Origin of the sequence: Enterobacter sp. RHBSTW-00994 (assembly GCF_013782625.1) — a bacterium.
In the GTDB taxonomy this organism is placed as follows: Bacteria; Pseudomonadota; Gammaproteobacteria; order Enterobacterales; family Enterobacteriaceae; genus Enterobacter.
This window is the reverse complement of sequence record NZ_CP056199.1, coordinates 1,875,579-1,894,404: the sequence shown is the minus strand read 5'-3', so window position 1 is coordinate 1,894,404 and position 18,826 is coordinate 1,875,579. Positions and strand designations below refer to the sequence as shown.

Genomic DNA, 18,826 nt, shown 5'->3' with positions numbered 1-18,826 from the left:
CGACACAGGTGATGGCATGAGAATTGGAATACTCTTCCCGGTCGTTATTTTCATAACGGCAGTGGTTTTTTTAACGTGGTTTTTCGTCGGCGGATACGCCGCTCCGGGGGCATAAATGAGAAAAACAACCATCATTATGTTGATCATTGCGATCGTGGCCGTTGCGGGAGCGCAATTAGGCTGGTGGTAGTGCCTGAAGGTAAAAAGGCCGCCATCAGGCAGCCTTTTTCAACGCATATCAGATTTAGCTTTTGATCTTTCTGTAAATAAACAGAAGTACCAGCGCGCCAATCACCGCAACAGCAAAGCTGCCGATATTGAAACCATCGACCTTGCCAAAACCGAAGAAGGTGCTGATCCAGCCGCCAACGACCGCACCGACAATCCCCAGAATGACGGTCACGAAGAATCCGCCACCATCCTTGCCCGGCATGATCCACTTAGCCAGAATACCCGCTATTAACCCAAAGATAATCCAGGATATGATTCCCATAGCTTTCCTCTCTGTATGGTTTTTGTCATTAAATCAACAACACAGGAAAGGATAGCACAAGATGAGCAAAAGATGATTTGTGATATACATCACAAAATGACCTGACGCAGTTTCTGGCTGAAAAAAATGGCTTTCCACATGAAATGCGGGGTTGCATCTTTTGTTGAGAAAGATTATTGTTCTCAACACTGAATAGTTGAGTTAAACGCTCAGGTATTTAGTACGACATTGCTCACATTGCTTCCAGTATTTCTTGCCCACTTTCGAGTGGGCTTTTTTTTGCGCGCCCTTCTCTTTAAGGGGCTTTCCTGCCCACAGCTACCCAGCCACAAAGGCATACTGATTTCGTCCTGAGCGTTTCGCCTGATACAGCGCATTGTCGGCAGACATGACGATACTTTGTTCTTTACCGGCAAGCGTGACAGCACGCGCCGTTGAAATTCCCACACTCACCGTGACACGACCAAATGGACTAAACCCGTGCTCAATATTTTCTGCATTGACCTCCCGGATTATAGACGCCCCTAGACTGATCGCCTCCGCGTTGCCCATATGGGGTAAGATCAGGGTAAATTCTTCGCCGCCATACCTCGCGACAATCTGATCGTCACCCCTTACACTCTTTTTAAGGATTTCACCGAGCTGCGCCAGGCAGCGATCCCCCGCCGGGTGACCATAGTTGTCATTGAATCTTTTGAAATAATCGACGTCCACAATCAGGACTGAAATCAGGGAATCTTGCTGTGCACAACGTGCAATTTCAGAGAGCAATTTTTCATCAAAAATACGTCTGTTATTAAGACCCGTCAGAGCATCTTCTGAGGCAATAACCTTAAGCTCTTCATTTGCTTGCTTTAACACATTTTTAGCGGCAGCAAGTTCTTTGTTCATTTTGTGCTTTTTTGATAAATCTGAATACAGGAAATAGGAAGCTACAATGAGGACCACAGTAAAGATGAATATCAGTACAGCTAACTGAATAGCCTGTTTTCGCCATGAATACATTGCCTCATCAGTACTAACGGCGACCGTAGTGACTAAACCGTAACGCTTATTCTTCTCAAACGCGTATATTCGCTCAATGTTGTCAAACCGCGATATTGACCTGGCAATACCTGAATTCTGGACCTTTAGGTATTTTCTGAAAAGCGGAGAGTCGGAAACGATCGCACCAATATAGTTATTCTTGAAGGGATATCTTATCAATAACACCCCTGACTCCGTGGTTAACCCAATAACGCCCGAATGGCCAATATCAATCTGTCCATACAGCGCCAGAAAGTTTTCAATGCCCAGGGTGACGACGGCGACACCGTTGAAATCACCAGTATGGGTTTCGAGTCGTCTACTGATAGTGATAACCCATTTACCATTAGTCCTGCTGATCACCGGTTGTCCGATAAAAACACGCTTCCCGCTGTGTTCCCGGTGATAGATGAAAAATGCCCTGTCTGCACTGTTTCGTCGCCCTGAAAAATCCTCATGCAATGCCGTGACCACATCTCCTCTGCTATCGTAAATGATCACATTATTAATTTGAGAAAGAAGGTCGTCCTGATTTTTCATCATCCGCTGAATATTGGCGGCCTGTTGTGGGATCATGCCATAAATTTCAGTCATATCAGAGATCGTGGTTATAAGCATTTCGCTCTGACGCATGATCCCCTCAGTATAAACATCTAGCGTATGACTGAGGTTGGCGACACTCGTGTTAATTTGATGAATTGACTGCTGCCTGGATGTAGTGATTTGAAAAGCAAGCGACAGCGAAATAACAAATGAGACGATGATAACAGTAATGGTTGTTGTGTAAAAAACACTCTTCACATGCACTATCTTACCCACCTTATCGCACCTTAAAACTCCCTTGCTGGCACGTCTCGTTACTGTAGCAAAGGTCAAGAGGAGAGAAAAACAAATTGTGCTTAGGCGTCGAAAGTTTCGCAACCGCATTGCAAACCGGATGTGTGGAGTCGTGATACCCATTATATGGTAAAGATAAGGCCCATGTATCGATGAAAACTCCATATTATCGCTACAATAAAGGGTACATTTTCAGTGATAACACCAGCTCACATCTTCTCATTTTCATAGAGTTTGATCTTCTCCCTGGGTTTGGAAAGTAATAGCTTAATAAGCTCAATGTATGAGACCGGTTTACCGAAATAATACCCTTGCAACAAAGTAATTTCATTGCGATTAAGATAGTCTAGTTGCTCCTTTGTTTCGACCCCTTCAGCCACGATACTTAATGATAGTTTTTTCGCTAACTCAATAACACAGTCCAGAAGCATCGTTGAATCTTTCTGCTCTGTTACTCTGTTCACAAAACTCTTGTCAATTTTGATGTAGTCAATTGCAAGATTATTAAGGCAGGAGAGACCTGAATAACCTGTGCCAAAGTCATCTAATGCAATAACAAATCCGGCGTCATGCAGCGTGTTTAAATTCTCAATCAAGTGAGGATTGTCAAGCAAAGGCTCCCTTTCCGTGATTTCCAGAACCAGTTTTACTTTTTTTCCCTTGAATCCCTGACCAAACGCGTGGCAGTCCCCAATAAAGGAGGACGAATTAATATGACTGGCACTCACATTGATCCCAATATGAAAACCATCAGGTAGCTTAGGTGAGAGAGGTTTAAGTTGACTAACGACCTTCGCCATAAGATTTTTCGTAAGAGGAATAATCAATCCACTACGTTCAGCTATCGGAATAAATACATCTGGCGGGATGAATCCTGATTTCGGGTGCTTCCATCTTGCAAGTACCTCTACACCATAAAGCCCACCGGTTTCGCCGTTTACCACTGGCTGGTAATACGGAGTAATTTCTCCTTTGGTGATGGCTTTACGGAGATCATCTTCAAATGTAGTGCTTTTACCCATATACCGACGCAACAAAATTCCCATGACAACGGACAGAAAGAAAATCAATAACAGGAGGCTCCAACCCTGTTGCACTAACCGCGTTGAGTTAAAAAATGGTAGAGGCTGCCAGGTTATGCTGAAGGGGAACATTGTCGAGGACACCATGACAGGAACTTCATGCGATGACGCCACAATACTGACATCCCCTGTACGTTTCAGACTATGATCCCCCACCTGTAATGACAAATTCAGCCCTTCTGATACACCAGCCATCACATCTCGCAAATGCGCATCACTGATGCTGATCATAATGCGTCCATTAGCGATGGGGGTCTGAAAAATAAGAACAGGAACATCATTTAATAACCGCCTACCAGGAAGCAACATTAATTTTAGGTTGGGCAGAGTTTCAGGATGAATAATTAATACACCATTTCCGGGAAGTGAGGTGCAGATAATTCTCCCCTTCTGCTCTATCATAATTGCGCGCAAATGCGGTTTAAGTGCCGCTTCGGTCCCTAAGTCTAGTTGTCCTCGGTCCGTGCATCCTTGCTCGGCAACTCGCTGCGCTGTATTTGTTGCGCTCACAGCCTCATTAAGAATAGTGTCTATTTTATGCGTGCTGATCCTGGCGGCCTCGGCGGTGCTCATCGTCGCCATATGCCAAAGTTGCCAGTTTATGATCAGCGACCCGGCCATAAACAGAAACAAAGCACTGAGCAAGGGGATAAAAACGTTGCGCACAATTTTTTCCTTTATACAGAAAAAACAAGCCGTTTTGTCAGGTTGAATGAGAGACAGAGACTGACTCAGCGCCGCTTATGGCGATGAGTAGAGCATAGCTGAGATTTAAGTTGAAGGCCTGGCTACCGCGCCTGACTTTTTCACTGGCTCTACCCCGAGTGAGCCGACGCAAAGCCAAGTGACGCAAGGCATTTCAAAATTTTGGCGCAATGCCATATCGCGGTTTTTTCACATTTGCCGCCCAGACTTTGATGTTTCCCTGTAGCAGAAGTGTGAAGTCTGATCTCAAGTGGGCAAACATGTCATTCACATGATCTGCATCGACAACAGTAAAATGTTCAATTCTTTTTCCGGACAGATCGATGCAAGTATAAGCCGCCGGAACAATCGCACCATTCACATTAAGAGTCTGAATGCCATCGGCACACTCGCCATCTGTTGCCTGTGAAATGACGAGATTAGCAGAATTCTGTCCCGGATGAGAGAAGCTCACCATTACGGGCAATCCCTCAGATGTCTGCGTCATAACAGACAAGACAGCATCCTTTGCGTACCACGTATTGTATTCACGAGCCTGGTAAGTTGCCAAAGCAGAAGTTGAGGATAAAAAGAGGAGAGCCATCGCATAAAATTTCATCGTTTTCCTTAACGTCAGAGTTGCCAAATCGATTACTCAGAAGGCACAGAAAACATCACCAACAAGGAGTATTCTCACTTATTATGTTATCCACGCCCTAAAACAGTCAATGAAACGAAGTCCTGAGTCAAAATTGATGAGCAAAGTACAGATACATCCTGTTATTGGTAGGCTTGAGGCTTCTCTTGTTTGTGTTAAAATCTGGGCTATTTAAGATAATAAGTAGACAGGGCAATAAAAATGAAAAAGATCATTGTTGTGTCTATCATTTCAACCATCCTGGTTATCCTGTCTTTCTATGCGGTTAATTCAGCAATTGTACAACAGCAAAAAAGCAAACAGCGTGAGATCGCCAATACGTTGTTGCAGTATTCTGAAAATTTATCCTTAAGTGTCGCGAGTACACTTAAAAGTATGACCACTCAGGGATGTGACAAAGAAAGCATCGATAATTACCGAAAAGTAAAACTCGACAGTCTGTACTTCAGTGATATTGGCTTTGTACAAAAAGGTAAAATACTCTGCACAGCATTCTGGGGAAAACTGACAACCCCTATATTACTTCCCAATGAGTTACATCGGACCCCAAATGGCTTTACTCTGGTTCAATTTTCGCAAAAAAAATTTTTCACAGGCAATGCTGCTATTTATAATAACATTATCATTTTTACGTCCAGATATGCTTATGATAAATTTATTCCGGTAACTGCAAGCTATTCATTAAATTCGACAACAAAAGATTTCCGCAGGACTTTTTTTACCGCATCTCCATCATCAGAAAATCGAAGTTGGTTATCCTCAAAGTTATTTACATTGACCATAACAAAATGCAGTTCAACCTGGGATTTATGCGTTACCGTCAAACATAATGATGCAGGACTGGCTTCGCTATCAGTTGTGGTATTTATACTTCTTGGGGCTGTGCTTTATTTTATCTGGTTCTCACTGTTACTTTTCACTACCAGACTGTATGAAGATCGTTTCTCTCTTGAAAGGACACTCGTCAAAGCAGTGAAAGCTAATGCTTTCGAGGTCAACTACCAGCCAATCATTCGAACCTATGATCAAAAAATAACTGGTGTTGAGGTTCTGTCCAGATGGCGTGATACGAACCATATGCATATATCACCAGAATTTTTCATACCTCTAATTGAAAAGTTGGGACTTTATGACGAGTACTATACACATATAATGCGAAAAGCATTTTCTGAAATATCAAGTCTTATTACGGAACATCAACTACTTATCTCATTGAATGTCGGCAGAACCGAAATTGAAGATAAAACATTCAGTAAAGTGTTACATCGCGAGTGTTTACTTAACAACATACCGTTGTCATTGATAAAAATCGAGCTTTCTGAAAAAGCTGTCGCCAGTGAAGGTATTCTCGAAGAGTTTTGTAAAGAGCTAAAATCAATTGGCGTTAAAATATCTATCGATGATTTTGGTGTGCAAAACTCTAATATATCCAGACTGGCAAAACTTGAGTATGATGAAATAAAAATCGACAAATCACTTGTTGATGGTATTAGCGAAAATTATAAACAAGATATTTTCATTATTTTCTGCGATGCATTGATGAAACTTAATAAAACACTTGTTTTCGAAGGAGTCGAAGATCATATTCAATATGATTTTATTGCATCCCGATACCCTCACTCTCTTATCCAGGGATGGTATTTTTCTAAATCACTGAGCAAAAACGAACTGAACAACATCTTATCACCTCGCCAGAGATAAAAAGGAATTAACGGGAATCTATTGACTCCCGCCTGCCCCTATTAACCTATCTCCACGGGTTTTGTTTCCCCAGTTTTAATGTACAAAATTTTCCTGGCGATAATTTTAGAGTATTTCACCGCAGCAATATCAACAGGAGTCAATAAATGTGCAAAACCAATACATATTGCGATTGTTGATATCAGGTTAATAATTGCATCAACATAAATCCCAAAACCATACGCAGGTAAGTGAATACGAAGATATGAGGACCATGAGCAAATAACGACTATCTGAATGAGATATAATGAGAACGAAATTCTCCCAAGATATTTAGAGAAAGAGTTTGAAAAGAAATGCATCAATGGTTGAGAATATGAAATACAAAAGATAAGGATTACGGCTTCCAGACAATTGCCTTGATCCGTCGCTGGACGATTAAACGTATCATAAAAAATAACACCAATAAAAAGTAAAACAAGCAATACTTGTGTGATACCGTTGGTGAAATTTCTTTGCCGTATTTTTAGCTCTGCTAACATATATCCTGCCATAAAACAAAACATGTATGGCGAAACGTTATAAAAATAAACAACCAATACAGCAGCGACTAGCCAGTATATTTTATCCATCACCCTAAATATAGCAATGTACGAATAAATGAGAATGGAGCCCATCATCTCCACTGGCATTGTCCATAAAGACGAATTATACGTATGTTGCCCATCATAATTAAAAAAAGTATCAAAAAACGCAAATCTTAGAGCATCGATAATATCTGGACTAAAGGTATAAAAACGACCTAACCACGACTTTGCTTCCTCAGTAGTTGACGATTCGACATTGTAAAAAAAACCCATTTTGAGAAATAAGTAGGCAATAACTGTTACAACAAAGACCGGGATTAACAACCGAAAATATCTGGCTACTGTTGTTATTGCTAAGTTTCGCTTAGTTGTTAAAATTTGACTTATAGAGAGAACGTACCCAGATAATACGAAGAAAATCATCACAGACAGATATGCGTGAGTAATAAATTTAAGATAAATTTGATGCACAAAATCGGGAGCGTCTAAAGCAATAACACCAACCATCGTGTGACCAAAAACAACTATCAGTGCAGCCCATCCTCTAATACCATCAAGAAACTCAAACCGTTTTTTGGGCATCACTTCATGGTTAACTGAAGCAGACATAAAAATTCACACCCTGAATATATTCTACCAATAAAAAAGGGGGTTATTATATGTGAAGTTTCTATTGAAGCGAACCAAAAAATAACAAACAAATATGAAAACTTGCTCTTATCCAGAAGATAAATAAGGCTGGCTGGCGTCGTTATTTAACAATAAAAACGGGAACCCATCGGCTCCCGTTCTTGTTTAACCCAGAGTCTGGATTACATGTTCGCGATAATCGCGTCGCCAAACTCTGAACATTTCAGCAGCTTAGCGCCTTCCATCAGACGTTCGAAGTCATAAGTTACGGTTTTCGCGTTGATTGCGCCTTCCATACCTTTCACGATCAGGTCGGCCGCTTCGAACCATTCCATATGACGCAGCATTACATGTTTGGGCTTTGCTTAAGCTACTGCTTTTAAAGATAATTATCAACAATCTTTATGTCATTATACAACAATAATGCCATATGCTAACTTGCTGATACCACTAACTTTGTTTTTAGTTTTGGGGAACGCTTCCTTGTAAATTTTCGCGCATCTGTTATCATACTCGCTGAGTGAATTTAGCTAGTGCATCAGTGGGTTCGATTCCCCTAACCACAATACTCATCTCAGCGATTCCCATCCTTGCTGTAATACGTTATGTAAGTGTGTTGTTAAACGATTACGTCAATAGCAAAAATAATGAGGAGAAGCTTATGGGTAAAATAATTCGTCAGGTAGTAATGTTCGTATCATGTTTCACTGAAACTGTATGGGCTGGGATGATAAGTGTGGTGGCTGGCGTCATGACAGGCGGTGTCCAAGGTCTCTTGGCACTAGCTAAATTTAACTTGCGCACCGTCATGGGGTGTCGGGGGTCGGAGGTTCAAATCCTCTCGTGCCGACCAAAATTATTATCAAAACCAGCCTTTTACGGCTGGTTTTTTCTTTGTGTAAAATCTCTATGGTGAAACTATGGTGAAATGATGGTTTAACCTATCTTAAAGCAGCACTAACCTTCTCAATTTTCGAGTGCAAAGCTTCAATATGGTGTTGAAGGGCTTTGAGTTGAAACATCGCAGCATCAACTTCATAACCTGCATTCCTTAAATCAAAAAGAAGACGACCTAAAGGGTTAGGAAAATCTCCGTTTGGAACCAGCATTTTTTCAGGATAGTTCCATGGAGAAGACAATCCTTTATCGCCAATCATCCAACGATACTGGTCAAAGTAAGACATGGGATAACTGATCGGTAGCGATAGCTGTCGACTCTTATTGGAAATGTATTCCCCTTCTATTGCATTCAAGTATTCAATAGCCTCAAACACCTGATTTGGTTGGAGTTGGTGGATATGGTCAACTCCAAATTTTTTATGAACTAATTTCCAGATATCAGGATAGATGCGGCCAATTCCGGTGGTGATCAAACGTTCCGCTGTTTGCCTAAGAGGTGTGAGTTGGGTGGCAGTAGACTGGTGATCCTTTTTATTTGATAAAGGCTTTTCATAAACTCCATTCTTCCTAACAGCAGGCAAAACTTCTGCAGTAACCCACTTCCGGAAAGAATGTGGCACCGTTCCTGGCTTAATTGCATCACGGCATCGTAAGACCAATGTGTACATCCCTGACTCGCTCACGACAGCAAGTTCTTGTTGGCCACCAAGGGTGTCGGTTAAAGCTACATCCTTTTCATCAGCATCCAGTCTACTTATTCCATCTCGGCTGTTTGCAATACCAAGTACTTCACAAACATCCTTTGCAACAAACCAAGGTTCACCGCTTTTATCGGTTACTCTGATCGTACTATCACCGAAATTGAAGATAGTGAAATTTGCCGTTGTTTTTGCTAAACTCTTCATTGTTGGTTTCTCGTAAGTTGCTGACAAATTAGAAGCCTCAAAGGTTGCCGCCTTTGGGGTTTCACTATTTCTAAGCCTTGATAAATCCATCTTCCTTAAGGCTCCTTTCTATGCGCTTAACCACTTCATTGTTGACAGACCTACCTTCCCTTTTTGCCGCCTCCTTAAGTAGTTCCTTTAAGTATTCTGGGAATCTGATTCCTGTTGGTGGTATGTTGCTAACCTTACACATAACGCTCACCTTTTCTACATCGTGTAATGACTACACAAATATTACATTGTGAGCATAGAATGTCAAACCTGAAGTAGCTACATTGTGTAGAAGGTTCTTATCCACAGGGTTATTTATGAAAGTTCGTGATATTGCACCGTATGGGGTGCGGATGCCTTCTGATTTAAAAGAAAAAATTCAAGAGCAAGCCAAGGCACATGGTCGCTCAATGAATGCTGAAATCGTTCAAATCCTTGAAGAATCATTTGAGGGCTATTCTGGAGAGGGGGAAGGTAATGATGAAGACCTCATAAAACTTTATGAACAACAAATTGAAGCTATGAAGTCCGTAATTGATTTGCAGGAAAAATCGTTCAACTTAGCCACCGAACAGATCGCGCTCTTAAAACTACATTATAAGATGGCAACAGGAGTTGACATTCAGGATTTTTTAAATAAAACAGTAAATTATAAAGAAATCGCTGAAAGACATGGATTAAAGAATGAAGATAAAGAGCCCTAATTTGGGCTCAAATCAAATCGCCGGGCAATCATCGTTCCCTACCCTGTTAAGGCTATGCGTTAACACTCCAAAAACCTCCACACCATCCAGTGCGTCGCCTTCTATCGCTTCACCATCTTCAGTGACCAATGCAGAACCGTAAAGCTTTGCAAACTCATTCCTGTTATCCATTCTTACCAGTAGCGTATCTCCCTGCTCTGGTCTCAGGGCAACGTTAATGACAGCCCAACCACATGACGTCTCTATTACCCGGCAGTTCCCGTCAATTCCGCATAGCAGATCTATGGTTAACCGCTGTTCCTGGTAATCCATTGCCGGTGAAGGAAAGCCCATCAGAATATCCTCCCCATGTTGCGTAAGATCCAGTAGCGGTTCTCGCTTCCGTTTGTCGTCTTATCGGCGAAGTCTGGCTGGTATCGCTCAATCCATGAATTTGCATCCGTCTGACTGAAATGCCAGTGCCTCTCCTGCAGTTCAGCGATGAATTTGTCTGTATGCAGGCAGAGATAGCCCTTCGGGTTTTGCTGTATGGCCGCAATAAAAGCAGCACGAATATCCGGTTGACGAGGCATAAACGCACCCTCATTCACCCATTGACTGTATGCATATACAGTAGTATTTTTACAAACACAGATCAAACACAGGCAGTTTTCACTTATAAGAGGATCGGTATGTTTGTTGAACTGGTTTATGACAAGCGAAATGTTGATGGGCTCCAAGAGGCCAGAGGTATCATCCTGGCCGAGCTGACGAAGCGGGTGCACCGGATTTTCCCTGATGCCGAAGTGAGGGTGAAGCCAATGCAAGCAAACGCCTTAAATAGTGATGCCAGCAAAAGCGATCGGGAAAAGCTGAACCGCATGCTGGAGGATATGTTTGAAGAGTCCGATATGTGGTTGGTTTCAGAGTTCCCGACAGTTCACCAGGTTGGTCTTTGAAACTATGCAGTCTATCTACTGTATGTGTATGCAGTAGTTTTAGTTGGAAAATAGATCAAGGCAATTTACTCTTAAGCTTAGAGTTATTAGGGGTTATTATAACATCATATGCCTGATGGCTAATGCATTAATCATTCATGTAACTGGACTTTTATGAAAACTGGATATGTCTTTGCGTTTTCCGTTGCGTCTGCTTTTCTTGTATCTGGATGCGACAATTCAGCGTCAGTGAAAACTGAATCGCCATTACCCGTCTATCTACTTCTTGGTCAAAGCAACATGGTTGGAATGAGGTCTGTTGCCGCAGATTTGCCAGAGGATTTGAAGAAGCCAAGCGAGAATGCCTTCATCTTCAAAGAGGGTAAATGGGTTCAGGTTTCCCCATCATCTTTTGAGGTAAAAGGTTTCGGCCCTGAAGTTTCCTTTGCTCATGAGATAGCTAAAAAAGAAAAGATAGGAATTATCAAAGTTTCCGCAGGTGATACTAAATTAGCAAAGGAATGGAACTCTGAGCCAAAGGGATTCCTCTACCAAAAAACACTTGCAGAGATCAGTGCCGCTGAAAAAACCAGGAAAATTTCCATTAAAGGCGTTATGTGGATGCAGGGTGAAAGTGATGGTGGGAATGCTGAATATGCAGAAGCGTACAAATCAAATCTAGAAAAATTCATTAGAAATATCAAGAAAGAGACAGGTAATGAGAATCTTAAGTTCTCTGTATGCAGGGTAACCTCTCCAGATTCGATGTTTAAATATACTTCAGTCGTGAGGAATGCCCAAGAAAATGTTCATGCAGATGGTTACAAGTGGTTTGACTGTGATGGATTATCCAAAGGGCCTGATAATCTACACTATGATACAAAAGGTATTGTTAATCTCGATCAGTTATTTGCCAAGTCACTTAATTAATTACAGGGAGGCTTTTTGCCTCCCATGCAATATTTAATTTCCTGGTGGTTCTGGCCAATCAATGTTGGGACTCTTAGTTACGTCAACAGCTGATAAACAATCAATAAAATCCATCCATTTATCTAGCTGCGATTTTTCTATATTCGTTAACGCTCGTCCCATTAATAATTTAGTTTGCCATACAATAATATTATTAGTGGCAAACAACTGCAAGCCTTTCTTTTTTACTTCAGCTTCTTCAATGTATTGTTCTGCCGTTGGTTTAGGAGTATTCACCCAAGAAGGCCTTCCTCCAACTTCGCCTAACTGCTTACCTTCCGGTGGGTCATTACGCCAAAAACAGTTAGACTCCTCTTGTGAAAGAAGAATTGCGTCCGGAGGCCAAGTTGTATCACTATATGTTCCATCACTCTTCCACTCCTCAGGAATAAATATTAATTTTGATGGTGAGAAATATGCGCACCCCATAATTTAATACCCTATAGCAAGCCAGTTAAACGTATCAATATTTGTAGGGGTAGTATTTGAAAAACCATAAACACTAACACCATTCAAAATAAGTCCAGAATAAGAAACAAAGCGACCATCGCTTCCATTTTTCAATGCTACAAATGCTAATGCTGAGTTGGGAAAAGGTGTGGCAAATGCAAGTGACCCCGAAGTTGCGCTAATTACACTTGTTCCAAACTGTATAATTAACCCACCAGGTACATCTGGAATACGGATATAATCCTTCGTTGCAAAATTTCGTTTACTGAAAAGACTCATAACTGCTGCAACACTTGGTAGGAGATTAGTTGCTGTTCCGGCTGCCATCTGCGAATTGGTAGCGACGCCAAGCTTTGCTGCTTCCCCAATTCCCAGATTTGTGAGAGCTTCGGCCACTGCAGCAGAGCCATCAGCTTTGATATCAGCAAATGGATGTACGCGACTGAGCAACAATGATTTCAGGGCTGTCAGAAGCTGGTTGTGTTTGGATTTATCCAGCACAACCCCTGTAGCTTCAACCACGCCAGCCAGTTCTTCCTGCAGCATGTCAAAATAATCGTCATCAAGATCTGTGGCCGGGGTTCCTGTCTGTGGATTGCCACGGGTAAAGCCATTCTTTCCCGCGCCGAATTTATCTTTCTGCGCAGTAGGTGTGTCGATGCGATGCATAATGTCTCCGATTACGGATATTTAAAAATGACGTAGGTATGTGACGGGCAGAGTTTATTGATGACGCATTCAGCAACCGTATCTCCCCAGTAGCGAACCGGTGTTTCACAGTTGTCTGTGCAGGTCATCCAGGTGGCATCTGTTGAAGCAGGCATATTGACCTGCCAGTAATACCGCCATTCAGTTGAGTAGGTCACATCGACACACGATGATGTGCATTTAAATGGACCATTGTTATAGCGCGTGATCGTGGCTCCCGGCTTACCCAGTGCTGCCAGCTGGCGAAGATAGAAATCTTCATTAATACCACCAGCAAGGTTGACCTTAGCGTCAAGCCGCTGCTGCCGCTGCCGCAAAGTCTGTGTTCCGGACGGAATACATTCGTCAGGCAGACCACAGCACCGCTCCCATCGGTCAATAAGCTCTGTTGTCGTTCGTGGGTCGATCTCCAGCATGAGCTCGTCCCCACGCTGATGTGCCCTGAGTAAAGACGGAGCAGCGCCGCTTATCGCCACATCGTCAACTGACCATGCAGGGCCAGGAGGCAGCAGCGCCCCCAGAAGCTGGACATAATCATCATTGCTCACGCCCACGTTATTACCCCCAGAACGGCAAGTTCATTTTTCGCGATCGGCGTATCTGCTGTTGGCGAAAGAAGTTTATGGCTGTACTCGCCCGCAGCAATAGAAATCGCCTCGTTCGTCCTGGAAAGCTCCAGGGTTCCTTCCGGATAGCCGTCCCGCAGCAGAAATGAGCGGAGTTCAGCCTCCACCGCAGCGCGTATTTCTGGCGTGTCAGGATTCAGGTCGATTGTGTAGTTGACCGTTTTTGGTGTTCCCTTGAACACATAAAGGTCTGAACCCGCAACCGGTGCCAGAGGTTCTATATGAGCCTGAGCTGCTGCAACCGTTGCATCATCCAGAATAGGGTTAATGAGGTCACTGCTGGCTATCAAAACACCAACCGTTCCCGTTCCCATCCAGTGCCGGTAGGTCCATGCGCGGGTTACGCCAGGAACTTCTTTTGCCCAGACAACATAATCGCCGTCTGCACCCCCCTGTGGGGTCCAGTAGTAACGCTCAAGAACTCGGGCGCGCCATACCTCAAGATCTTCAATATCAAAGCCGCCGGTTATCGTATCTGCCAGGCCGCCGGAAGGGAGTCCGTTAACAGGCGAAACCAGTGAAAGCGTCTCCCCGTCATCCATATTTCCGGTCATGCCTGTCACACTGCAAAGAACGGGGACGCGAAGAACGCCGCCCGCACTTGTAGCATCTGCTTGCGCCGTATACTGCACGAGGTCATCACGCTGAATTACCGCCCCGGCGCTCACCTTCAGCCCGTTCGATACGCCGTCCCAGCGCATAAAACCAGACGCGGCCACGGCATCTTTTCGAGGGCAGCGTTTCATTGCTGCGTGACGGTAAAGCCATGATTCGTCGCAAAGGTCAGGCAGCATATTCATTGCCAGGTAATCGATATAGCCGTAGACCGTATGCAGAGCCCCCGCATAAACCTTAGCCCTGACATCTTCATCCATACGACGAAGCTCATCATTGATGTCGAGACGGGCAAAAAGGTCTGTGCGGATCATGCTAATATTTTCGGCCAGCGTTGGCCGCTGAAATTCACTGTCCGCCATTGGTGATTACACTCCATAAGTCATTGAAGGAAATAGTGACGGGACCATCCCTGCGCCAGAGGACAATTCTGTTTCCCAGTTCGTTAATACCGGTTCGCTGAATATCGATGTCTACGCGAGATACCACGCCATCATCAAGCATCCACTGGAGTGCTTCGCGCAGATAATTACGTACAGTATTCACCAGGGCATTCGTCAGTTTGCTGCGTTGCAGTAACCAGAGTTTTGAGCCGTATCGGTCATTTTCAACAACAGGCCAGGTATCCCCCCACCATCCCATCGGTACATCAACATTGTCGTCAGGATCGGCACGCCGGTGAGTGAAGAGTGAAATAACAACTGCACGGGTTAGCATGTCGAGCTGAGAACTGGCGCTGACTGTTTTCCCGTTTACCGTTAACCAGAGTTCCATTACGCCTCCATTTTCGTATCAGGTATGTCAGTGATATTTCCGTTCTCCTTATGTTTGTGCCCGTTGTAGGTAATACGCATTTCGGCCATTGTCCGCCCAGAGGAATCACATAAGTCCTTAATCTGCCCTGTCGATTCGATGTCCATTTCAAAGCGGGCTTTTGGGGCATTTTTGAAGGTGATTATTTTCCCCCCACCATCAACCACTATCCCATTTCGTGTCAGAGTGACTGACTGGCCCTGGTCATCGTGGAGAGCGACCTCTCCTGTTTTCAGCCCTTTCAGGCGATAACGCCGATCAGCAACCGCAACAGCAATACCATGCGATCGATCCGCATCAGGAAATAAGACGAGAGCCTCAGCCCCGGCGTTAGCCCGTGACGTGAAACCGTATGGCTCAAAATGTTCAATTCCACTTTTTGGCTGTCCTCCTACCAGTTCAACATCAACCGTCTGGCATTTGCTCGCGGCATCAATGCTTTTCACTACTGCACGACCAATCAGGCTCAGTACCTGCCGCTGAAGGCTCTGTAAAGTCCCCATCAGAACGGGTCCTCCTTCACTTTGCGTTTTTTAGCACCTTTCGTTTGTTTGTCTTCAGGCTCAGGAAGATAGGCATCTGGAGGCCCGACACGCAATTCTGTCAGCGTACCGTTATTGTCTTTTGTGAATGTCACTTCAGAGATGAGGAGTTCGCTGTTGTTGAAGCCGCAAACCGGGTCGAAAACAATGACGCGCTGGTTTGGTTGCCACAGGCTCCCGTCTCCCTGCCTCCAGCCCCAGACTACATATGTTGTTTCATCGGTACGCGCTGCGCGCTGCCTTGCTTCAAACTCTGCTCGGGCGATACAGCTCGCGCCTGTGGCCTGTCCCGTCTGCTGAACAGCCATCGGGCGATAACGCCCTATCGCCGCATCAGTGGTTTTAGCCCGTAGTGCCGTTGTGGTCGCAGCACCAAAGTCATCATCATTACCTGCTCGCTGGCCTGAAACCTGATACGTAGAAAAACGCTCCCGGATGCTCTTTTCGGTATCACAGGAAATAATGTTTTTCCCCAGCACCAGTGCGGTATGCGCACGCGTTGAGCCAATACCTCCAATAACAAGACGCCCTTTAGGATCGTCATAGGCCAGCGCCTGCTGCTGCCCCAGCATTTTATTCAGCACTTCAATAACGGTTTCACCGTGATCGGGCTGAACACCGGGAATAACAGCAGAAGGTGCGCCGGAATTAACTACCTCAATGCTGAAGGGTTTAGCCAGTGCTGCGGCTACCTGTACCAGAGATCGGCCGTTAAATTGAGTTGGCTCTGCTGCACAGTCAATTAGATCGGCTGTAATACTGCGTCCACTGATACCTGTACTGATTGACCGGGAATCGTACCTGACTGGCGTTGCTTCCACCCAGCCGGTTATTACCAGATCATCCCCAATCAGCACCTCAACACGATCACCATTTTTCACTCGTGGTTGCAGCGATGCCACACCATCACCACCAGGCCACTCACGTGTAATCTCTACGCTATAATCTCGTGCCAGCCGCTCAATGCCTGCACCTATGCGGACTGATGTCCAGCCCCCCCATTCACGTCCGTTAACCCGCAGCGTTACGTTATCGCTCATCGTACAGGAACCCTCAGAGGTGAAACTGGCACAAAGCCGGGGTGTGTGACCGCATTGCGCCTGACAATGTCAGACTCACGGGCTGCATTATCAAACCAGGTTGCAGCAAGAACCAGCGCAGGCAAAACCTCAGACGGGGTACGCTCAACCGTTTTTTCTGTCTGAGCAAGACGGGATTTGATGTCACTGTTGAGATCGGACTTTACACGGCGCAGAGCAAGGAATAATCGGTCATCTGTGGTTCTTGCCATCTCTTTATCAATGGCAGTGTTCAGCGTGTCACGGATATCTACCAGTTCATCCCAGGTGGGCACATCAACAGTCACCGTTTCTTCTGCCGCATTATTCAGTGCCGGATGTGTGACCGACGGCCAGCCGGTTGCCTCCCGGGGTGAATTATTTGTTGACTGAGAAAGTGCGGGGATCGTGGTGACGGTATAAGCAGCCTCGGAGATTGCAGTAGTCCGAATGGCACTCGCCACATAATTGCGCTGCTCTTTAACCGTCTTCGTCGTGACACTATCGGTTTTCCACACGCCATGAGGCTGCAGGTCACTGCCCAGGCTTATTCCTGAAAACGTTTTGATCATCGTCAGCAGGTCACCTGTATTGCCATACAGTCGCTTACCTGTACGCCACATGGACTGAAGCTGATCCACAAACGTTTTCCCGGATGATGGCGGAGGGAGCAAAACAGAGATATCACCCTGCATCAGCCTGGCGGCATCAGAAACCGTTGAATCCACCACCTTCATGGCATCTGATACAGACCCCATCATTTCCGTGGCTGAGCCGATAACATCGTTTTGAACAAAATCAGCAACACCATCAATACTGAAATTTTCAAAGTTATCGCTGATACAGTCATCCAGAACCGAGCAAGAAGATACCAGGGTGTTGGCTGTTGCTGCACCGGCAGTGGGATAAGATAACTCGCCAGCTTCAACGAACTGGAGATCAAAGCGAACCATCCGGCCTTCACCTGCTGTGGTGCTGACTTTAATCTCACCATCAACACAGACGCTTATTTCTCCATATGTCGGATGAATCAGCGCCCCCGGTCCCGGTTTGTTTAGCGCTTCAATAAGTCTGTCACGCTGTTCCCAGCAATCATCACCCACAACATAAGCGGTAATATTCGGGCGGAAAGTGACTTTGCCCAGGTCTTCCGTGTAGGGTTTGTCCCGATTTGGGTATTCATGGGTTTCAACACGACGCCCTACCGGAGCCCCTTCCCCTTCAACCTTGAATGGAATCCCCCGAAAGGACGCTTCCTGAAGTCTGTCTTTCCACGCCATATAAACTCCAGATAATAAAAAACCCGCTTATTGGCGGGTTTTATTCAAACATATCGGTAATTACTTTGTTATAAACAGAGACTGACTATAGGCTTGCTGCTGGCTTTCAACGAACTTTTTAATATTTTGAAGAGAAAAATCCTTGATGTAAGAACCCTTAACCATTGGAATAACTTTTTTTTCAAGAGTTAAAGTAAACATTGGTTGATGCTCACTGTTGTATCTCACTGCTGAAACTAATTCCAACTCAGCATCATCAAGAACACTGAGTGTTTCAGGTGTAATGCGCTCGTCATTTTTCGTTTTATCGGCATTTAGTCCTTTGATAATTTCAGCAATTTTATTATCAACTTCACTGCTAAAGTCATCGGGATTGCCTTGAGAAATTAACACCTGCTCACCCTGTTTAAAAATGAGTTTTGCGCTAATTAGTTTCTCTTCCTTATATATATCACCAAGCTTTACAGCGCCACCAGCAAGTGGGATTACATGCTGATCTTTGAAGGAGATGTTCTCAGATATGATAAGTCCAGAAAAAATCATCGACACGCCAATGATTGCGCTGGCCACAATAGTGTTATTCATGATTAACCTTAGTTAAGGTGAAGTTATTTGCTATGCAAATGATAGAG

At 44.4% G+C, this 18,826-nt stretch carries 23 protein-coding genes and 1 pseudogene; 5 read left to right on the top strand and 19 right to left on the bottom strand.

Going from position 1 to position 18,826, the window contains the following annotated elements; all coding sequences use genetic code 11:
* The first annotated feature begins 16 nt into the window (after positions 1-16).
* Positions 17-115 (top strand): YoaK family small membrane protein, encoded by a 99-nt coding sequence (locus HV346_RS09045; protein WP_049003319.1) that lies wholly within the window; start codon positions 17-19, stop codon positions 113-115.
* A gap of 129 nt (positions 116-244) precedes the next feature.
* On the opposite strand, the gene HV346_RS09040 is transcribed toward HV346_RS09045, so the two are convergent.
* The 4 genes from HV346_RS09040 to HV346_RS09025 form a co-directional block, all read right to left on the bottom strand.
* Positions 245-493 carry a GlsB/YeaQ/YmgE family stress response membrane protein gene (locus HV346_RS09040; protein WP_181623164.1) on the bottom strand — a complete coding sequence of 83 codons (249 nt, stop codon included), beginning with the start codon at positions 491-493 and terminating at the stop codon, positions 245-247.
* Between the two features lie 318 nt (positions 494-811).
* Entirely contained in the window at positions 812-2,338 is a 1,527-nt protein-coding gene (locus HV346_RS09035; RefSeq protein WP_249415134.1) for a sensor domain-containing diguanylate cyclase, read from the bottom strand.
* Positions 2,339-2,565: 227 nt separating this feature from the next.
* Positions 2,566-4,104: an EAL domain-containing protein gene (locus HV346_RS09030; protein WP_181623163.1), complete on the bottom strand. Its 1,539-nt coding sequence runs from the start codon at positions 4,102-4,104 to the stop codon at positions 2,566-2,568.
* A 193-nt stretch (positions 4,105-4,297) separates the two neighbouring features.
* On the bottom strand, positions 4,298-4,741 hold the full coding sequence (locus HV346_RS09025) for a hypothetical protein (protein WP_181623162.1): 444 nt from the start codon (positions 4,739-4,741) through the stop codon (positions 4,298-4,300).
* 240 nt (positions 4,742-4,981) lie between these two features.
* Here HV346_RS09025 and HV346_RS09020 point away from each other — a divergent pair, with 240 nt between their 5' ends.
* Positions 4,982-6,481, top strand: coding sequence for a cyclic diguanylate phosphodiesterase (locus HV346_RS09020; protein ID WP_181623161.1), 1,500 nt, complete (start codon positions 4,982-4,984; stop codon positions 6,479-6,481).
* A gap of 41 nt (positions 6,482-6,522) precedes the next feature.
* Here the strand turns inward: HV346_RS09020 and HV346_RS09015 are convergent, their stop codons facing one another.
* The 4 genes and pseudogenes from HV346_RS09015 to HV346_RS09000 all read right to left on the bottom strand — a co-directional run bounded on the left by HV346_RS09015 (position 6,523) and on the right by HV346_RS09000 (position 9,714).
* Positions 6,523-7,656, bottom strand: a complete 1,134-nt coding sequence (locus tag HV346_RS09015; RefSeq protein ID WP_181623160.1) for an acyltransferase — start codon at positions 7,654-7,656, stop codon at positions 6,523-6,525.
* 203 nt (positions 7,657-7,859) lie between these two features.
* Positions 7,860-8,027: pseudogene (locus HV346_RS09010) on the bottom strand (isocitrate/isopropylmalate family dehydrogenase); the annotation flags it as partial.
* Positions 8,028-8,618: 591 nt separating this feature from the next.
* On the bottom strand, positions 8,619-9,572 hold the full coding sequence (locus HV346_RS09005; protein WP_249415133.1) for a Bro-N domain-containing protein: 954 nt from the start codon (positions 9,570-9,572) through the stop codon (positions 8,619-8,621).
* Positions 9,553-9,714, bottom strand: a complete 162-nt coding sequence (locus tag HV346_RS09000; RefSeq protein WP_129344089.1) for an Arc family DNA-binding protein — start codon at positions 9,712-9,714, stop codon at positions 9,553-9,555. The genes HV346_RS09005 and HV346_RS09000 overlap by 20 nt, the downstream gene beginning before the upstream one ends.
* Before the next feature lie 115 nt (positions 9,715-9,829).
* Here HV346_RS09000 and HV346_RS08995 point away from each other — a divergent pair, with 115 nt between their 5' ends.
* Entirely contained in the window at positions 9,830-10,216 is a 387-nt protein-coding gene (locus HV346_RS08995; protein WP_129344088.1) for an Arc family DNA-binding protein, read from the top strand.
* Between the two features lie 12 nt (positions 10,217-10,228).
* Here HV346_RS08995 and HV346_RS08990 read toward each other — a convergent pair whose 3' ends face one another.
* Complete coding sequence (locus HV346_RS08990; protein WP_181623159.1) at positions 10,229-10,549, bottom strand: hypothetical protein; 321 nt, start codon at positions 10,547-10,549, stop codon at positions 10,229-10,231.
* Complete coding sequence (locus HV346_RS08985) at positions 10,549-10,788, bottom strand: hypothetical protein (protein ID WP_058673523.1); 240 nt, start codon at positions 10,786-10,788, stop codon at positions 10,549-10,551. Before HV346_RS08985 ends, HV346_RS08990 begins: the two co-directional genes overlap by 1 nt.
* 99 nt (positions 10,789-10,887) lie before the next feature.
* Between HV346_RS08985 and HV346_RS08980 the strand changes: the two genes are divergently transcribed.
* The gene (locus HV346_RS08980) at positions 10,888-11,154 is read left to right on the top strand and encodes a DinI family protein (protein WP_181623158.1); all 267 of its coding nucleotides are present in this window, start codon (positions 10,888-10,890) and stop codon (positions 11,152-11,154) included.
* Positions 11,155-11,307: 153 nt separating this feature from the next.
* Positions 11,308-12,063 carry a sialate O-acetylesterase gene (locus tag HV346_RS08975; protein ID WP_181623157.1) on the top strand — a complete coding sequence of 252 codons (756 nt, stop codon included), beginning with the start codon at positions 11,308-11,310 and terminating at the stop codon, positions 12,061-12,063.
* 33 nt (positions 12,064-12,096) lie between these two features.
* Here HV346_RS08975 and HV346_RS08970 read toward each other — a convergent pair whose 3' ends face one another.
* From HV346_RS08970 to HV346_RS08930, 9 genes are read right to left on the bottom strand one after another with little or no spacing between them, the layout of a single operon-like run.
* Positions 12,097-12,531, bottom strand: a complete 435-nt coding sequence (locus tag HV346_RS08970; protein ID WP_181623156.1) for a tail fiber assembly protein — start codon at positions 12,529-12,531, stop codon at positions 12,097-12,099.
* A gap of 3 nt (positions 12,532-12,534) precedes the next feature.
* Positions 12,535-13,221 (bottom strand): hypothetical protein, encoded by a 687-nt coding sequence (locus HV346_RS08965; protein ID WP_181623155.1) that lies wholly within the window; start codon positions 13,219-13,221, stop codon positions 12,535-12,537.
* Between the two features lie 11 nt (positions 13,222-13,232).
* Entirely contained in the window at positions 13,233-13,814 is a 582-nt protein-coding gene (locus tag HV346_RS08960; protein WP_181623154.1) for a YmfQ family protein, read from the bottom strand.
* The gene (locus HV346_RS08955) at positions 13,805-14,863 is read right to left on the bottom strand and encodes a baseplate J/gp47 family protein (protein ID WP_181623153.1); all 1,059 of its coding nucleotides are present in this window, start codon (positions 14,861-14,863) and stop codon (positions 13,805-13,807) included. Before HV346_RS08955 ends, HV346_RS08960 begins: the two co-directional genes overlap by 10 nt.
* The gene (locus HV346_RS08950) at positions 14,850-15,275 is read right to left on the bottom strand and encodes a phage GP46 family protein (RefSeq protein WP_181623152.1); all 426 of its coding nucleotides are present in this window, start codon (positions 15,273-15,275) and stop codon (positions 14,850-14,852) included. Before HV346_RS08950 ends, HV346_RS08955 begins: the two co-directional genes overlap by 14 nt.
* Positions 15,275-15,817, bottom strand: coding sequence for a phage baseplate assembly protein (locus HV346_RS08945; RefSeq protein WP_181623151.1), 543 nt, complete (start codon positions 15,815-15,817; stop codon positions 15,275-15,277). Before HV346_RS08945 ends, HV346_RS08950 begins: the two co-directional genes overlap by 1 nt.
* Positions 15,817-16,896 carry a phage baseplate assembly protein gene (locus HV346_RS08940; protein ID WP_181623150.1) on the bottom strand — a complete coding sequence of 360 codons (1,080 nt, stop codon included), beginning with the start codon at positions 16,894-16,896 and terminating at the stop codon, positions 15,817-15,819. Before HV346_RS08940 ends, HV346_RS08945 begins: the two co-directional genes overlap by 1 nt.
* Entirely contained in the window at positions 16,893-18,194 is a 1,302-nt protein-coding gene (locus HV346_RS08935; protein WP_181623149.1) for a DNA circularization N-terminal domain-containing protein, read from the bottom strand. Before HV346_RS08935 ends, HV346_RS08940 begins: the two co-directional genes overlap by 4 nt.
* Positions 18,195-18,254: 60 nt before the next feature.
* On the bottom strand, positions 18,255-18,779 hold the full coding sequence (locus HV346_RS08930; protein ID WP_181623148.1) for a hypothetical protein: 525 nt from the start codon (positions 18,777-18,779) through the stop codon (positions 18,255-18,257).
* Positions 18,780-18,826 lie beyond the last annotated feature (47 nt).

Bases quoted from the DNA above. Each gene is read 5' to 3' on its own strand.
- HV346_RS09005 (WP_249415133.1), bottom strand. From the start codon at position 9,572: ATGGATTTATCAAGGCTTAGAAATAGTGAAACCCCAAAGGCGGCAACC.
- HV346_RS09015 (WP_181623160.1), bottom strand. From the start codon at position 7,656: ATGTCTGCTTCAGTTAACCATGAAGTGATGCCCAAAAAACGGTTTGAG.
- HV346_RS09045 (WP_049003319.1), top strand. From the start codon at position 17: ATGAGAATTGGAATACTCTTCCCGGTCGTTATTTTCATAACGGCAGTG.
- HV346_RS08995 (WP_129344088.1), top strand. From the start codon at position 9,830: ATGAAAGTTCGTGATATTGCACCGTATGGGGTGCGGATGCCTTCTGAT.
- HV346_RS09040 (WP_181623164.1), bottom strand. From the start codon at position 493: ATGGGAATCATATCCTGGATTATCTTTGGGTTAATAGCGGGTATTCTG.
- HV346_RS08965 (WP_181623155.1), bottom strand. From the start codon at position 13,221: ATGCATCGCATCGACACACCTACTGCGCAGAAAGATAAATTCGGCGCG.
- HV346_RS09020 (WP_181623161.1), top strand. From the start codon at position 4,982: ATGAAAAAGATCATTGTTGTGTCTATCATTTCAACCATCCTGGTTATC.
- HV346_RS08955 (WP_181623153.1), bottom strand. From the start codon at position 14,863: ATGGCGGACAGTGAATTTCAGCGGCCAACGCTGGCCGAAAATATTAGC.
- HV346_RS08930 (WP_181623148.1), bottom strand. From the start codon at position 18,779: ATGAATAACACTATTGTGGCCAGCGCAATCATTGGCGTGTCGATGATT.
- HV346_RS09000 (WP_129344089.1), bottom strand. From the start codon at position 9,714: ATGTGTAAGGTTAGCAACATACCACCAACAGGAATCAGATTCCCAGAA.
- HV346_RS08950 (WP_181623152.1), bottom strand. From the start codon at position 15,275: ATGGAACTCTGGTTAACGGTAAACGGGAAAACAGTCAGCGCCAGTTCT.
- HV346_RS08940 (WP_181623150.1), bottom strand. From the start codon at position 16,896: ATGAGCGATAACGTAACGCTGCGGGTTAACGGACGTGAATGGGGGGGC.
- HV346_RS09025 (WP_181623162.1), bottom strand. From the start codon at position 4,741: ATGAAATTTTATGCGATGGCTCTCCTCTTTTTATCCTCAACTTCTGCT.
- HV346_RS08980 (WP_181623158.1), top strand. From the start codon at position 10,888: ATGTTTGTTGAACTGGTTTATGACAAGCGAAATGTTGATGGGCTCCAA.
- HV346_RS08935 (WP_181623149.1), bottom strand. From the start codon at position 18,194: ATGGCGTGGAAAGACAGACTTCAGGAAGCGTCCTTTCGGGGGATTCCA.
- HV346_RS08990 (WP_181623159.1), bottom strand. From the start codon at position 10,549: ATGGGCTTTCCTTCACCGGCAATGGATTACCAGGAACAGCGGTTAACC.
- HV346_RS08985 (WP_058673523.1), bottom strand. From the start codon at position 10,788: ATGCCTCGTCAACCGGATATTCGTGCTGCTTTTATTGCGGCCATACAG.
- HV346_RS08945 (WP_181623151.1), bottom strand. From the start codon at position 15,817: ATGGGGACTTTACAGAGCCTTCAGCGGCAGGTACTGAGCCTGATTGGT.
- HV346_RS08970 (WP_181623156.1), bottom strand. From the start codon at position 12,531: ATGGGGTGCGCATATTTCTCACCATCAAAATTAATATTTATTCCTGAG.
- HV346_RS08975 (WP_181623157.1), top strand. From the start codon at position 11,308: ATGAAAACTGGATATGTCTTTGCGTTTTCCGTTGCGTCTGCTTTTCTT.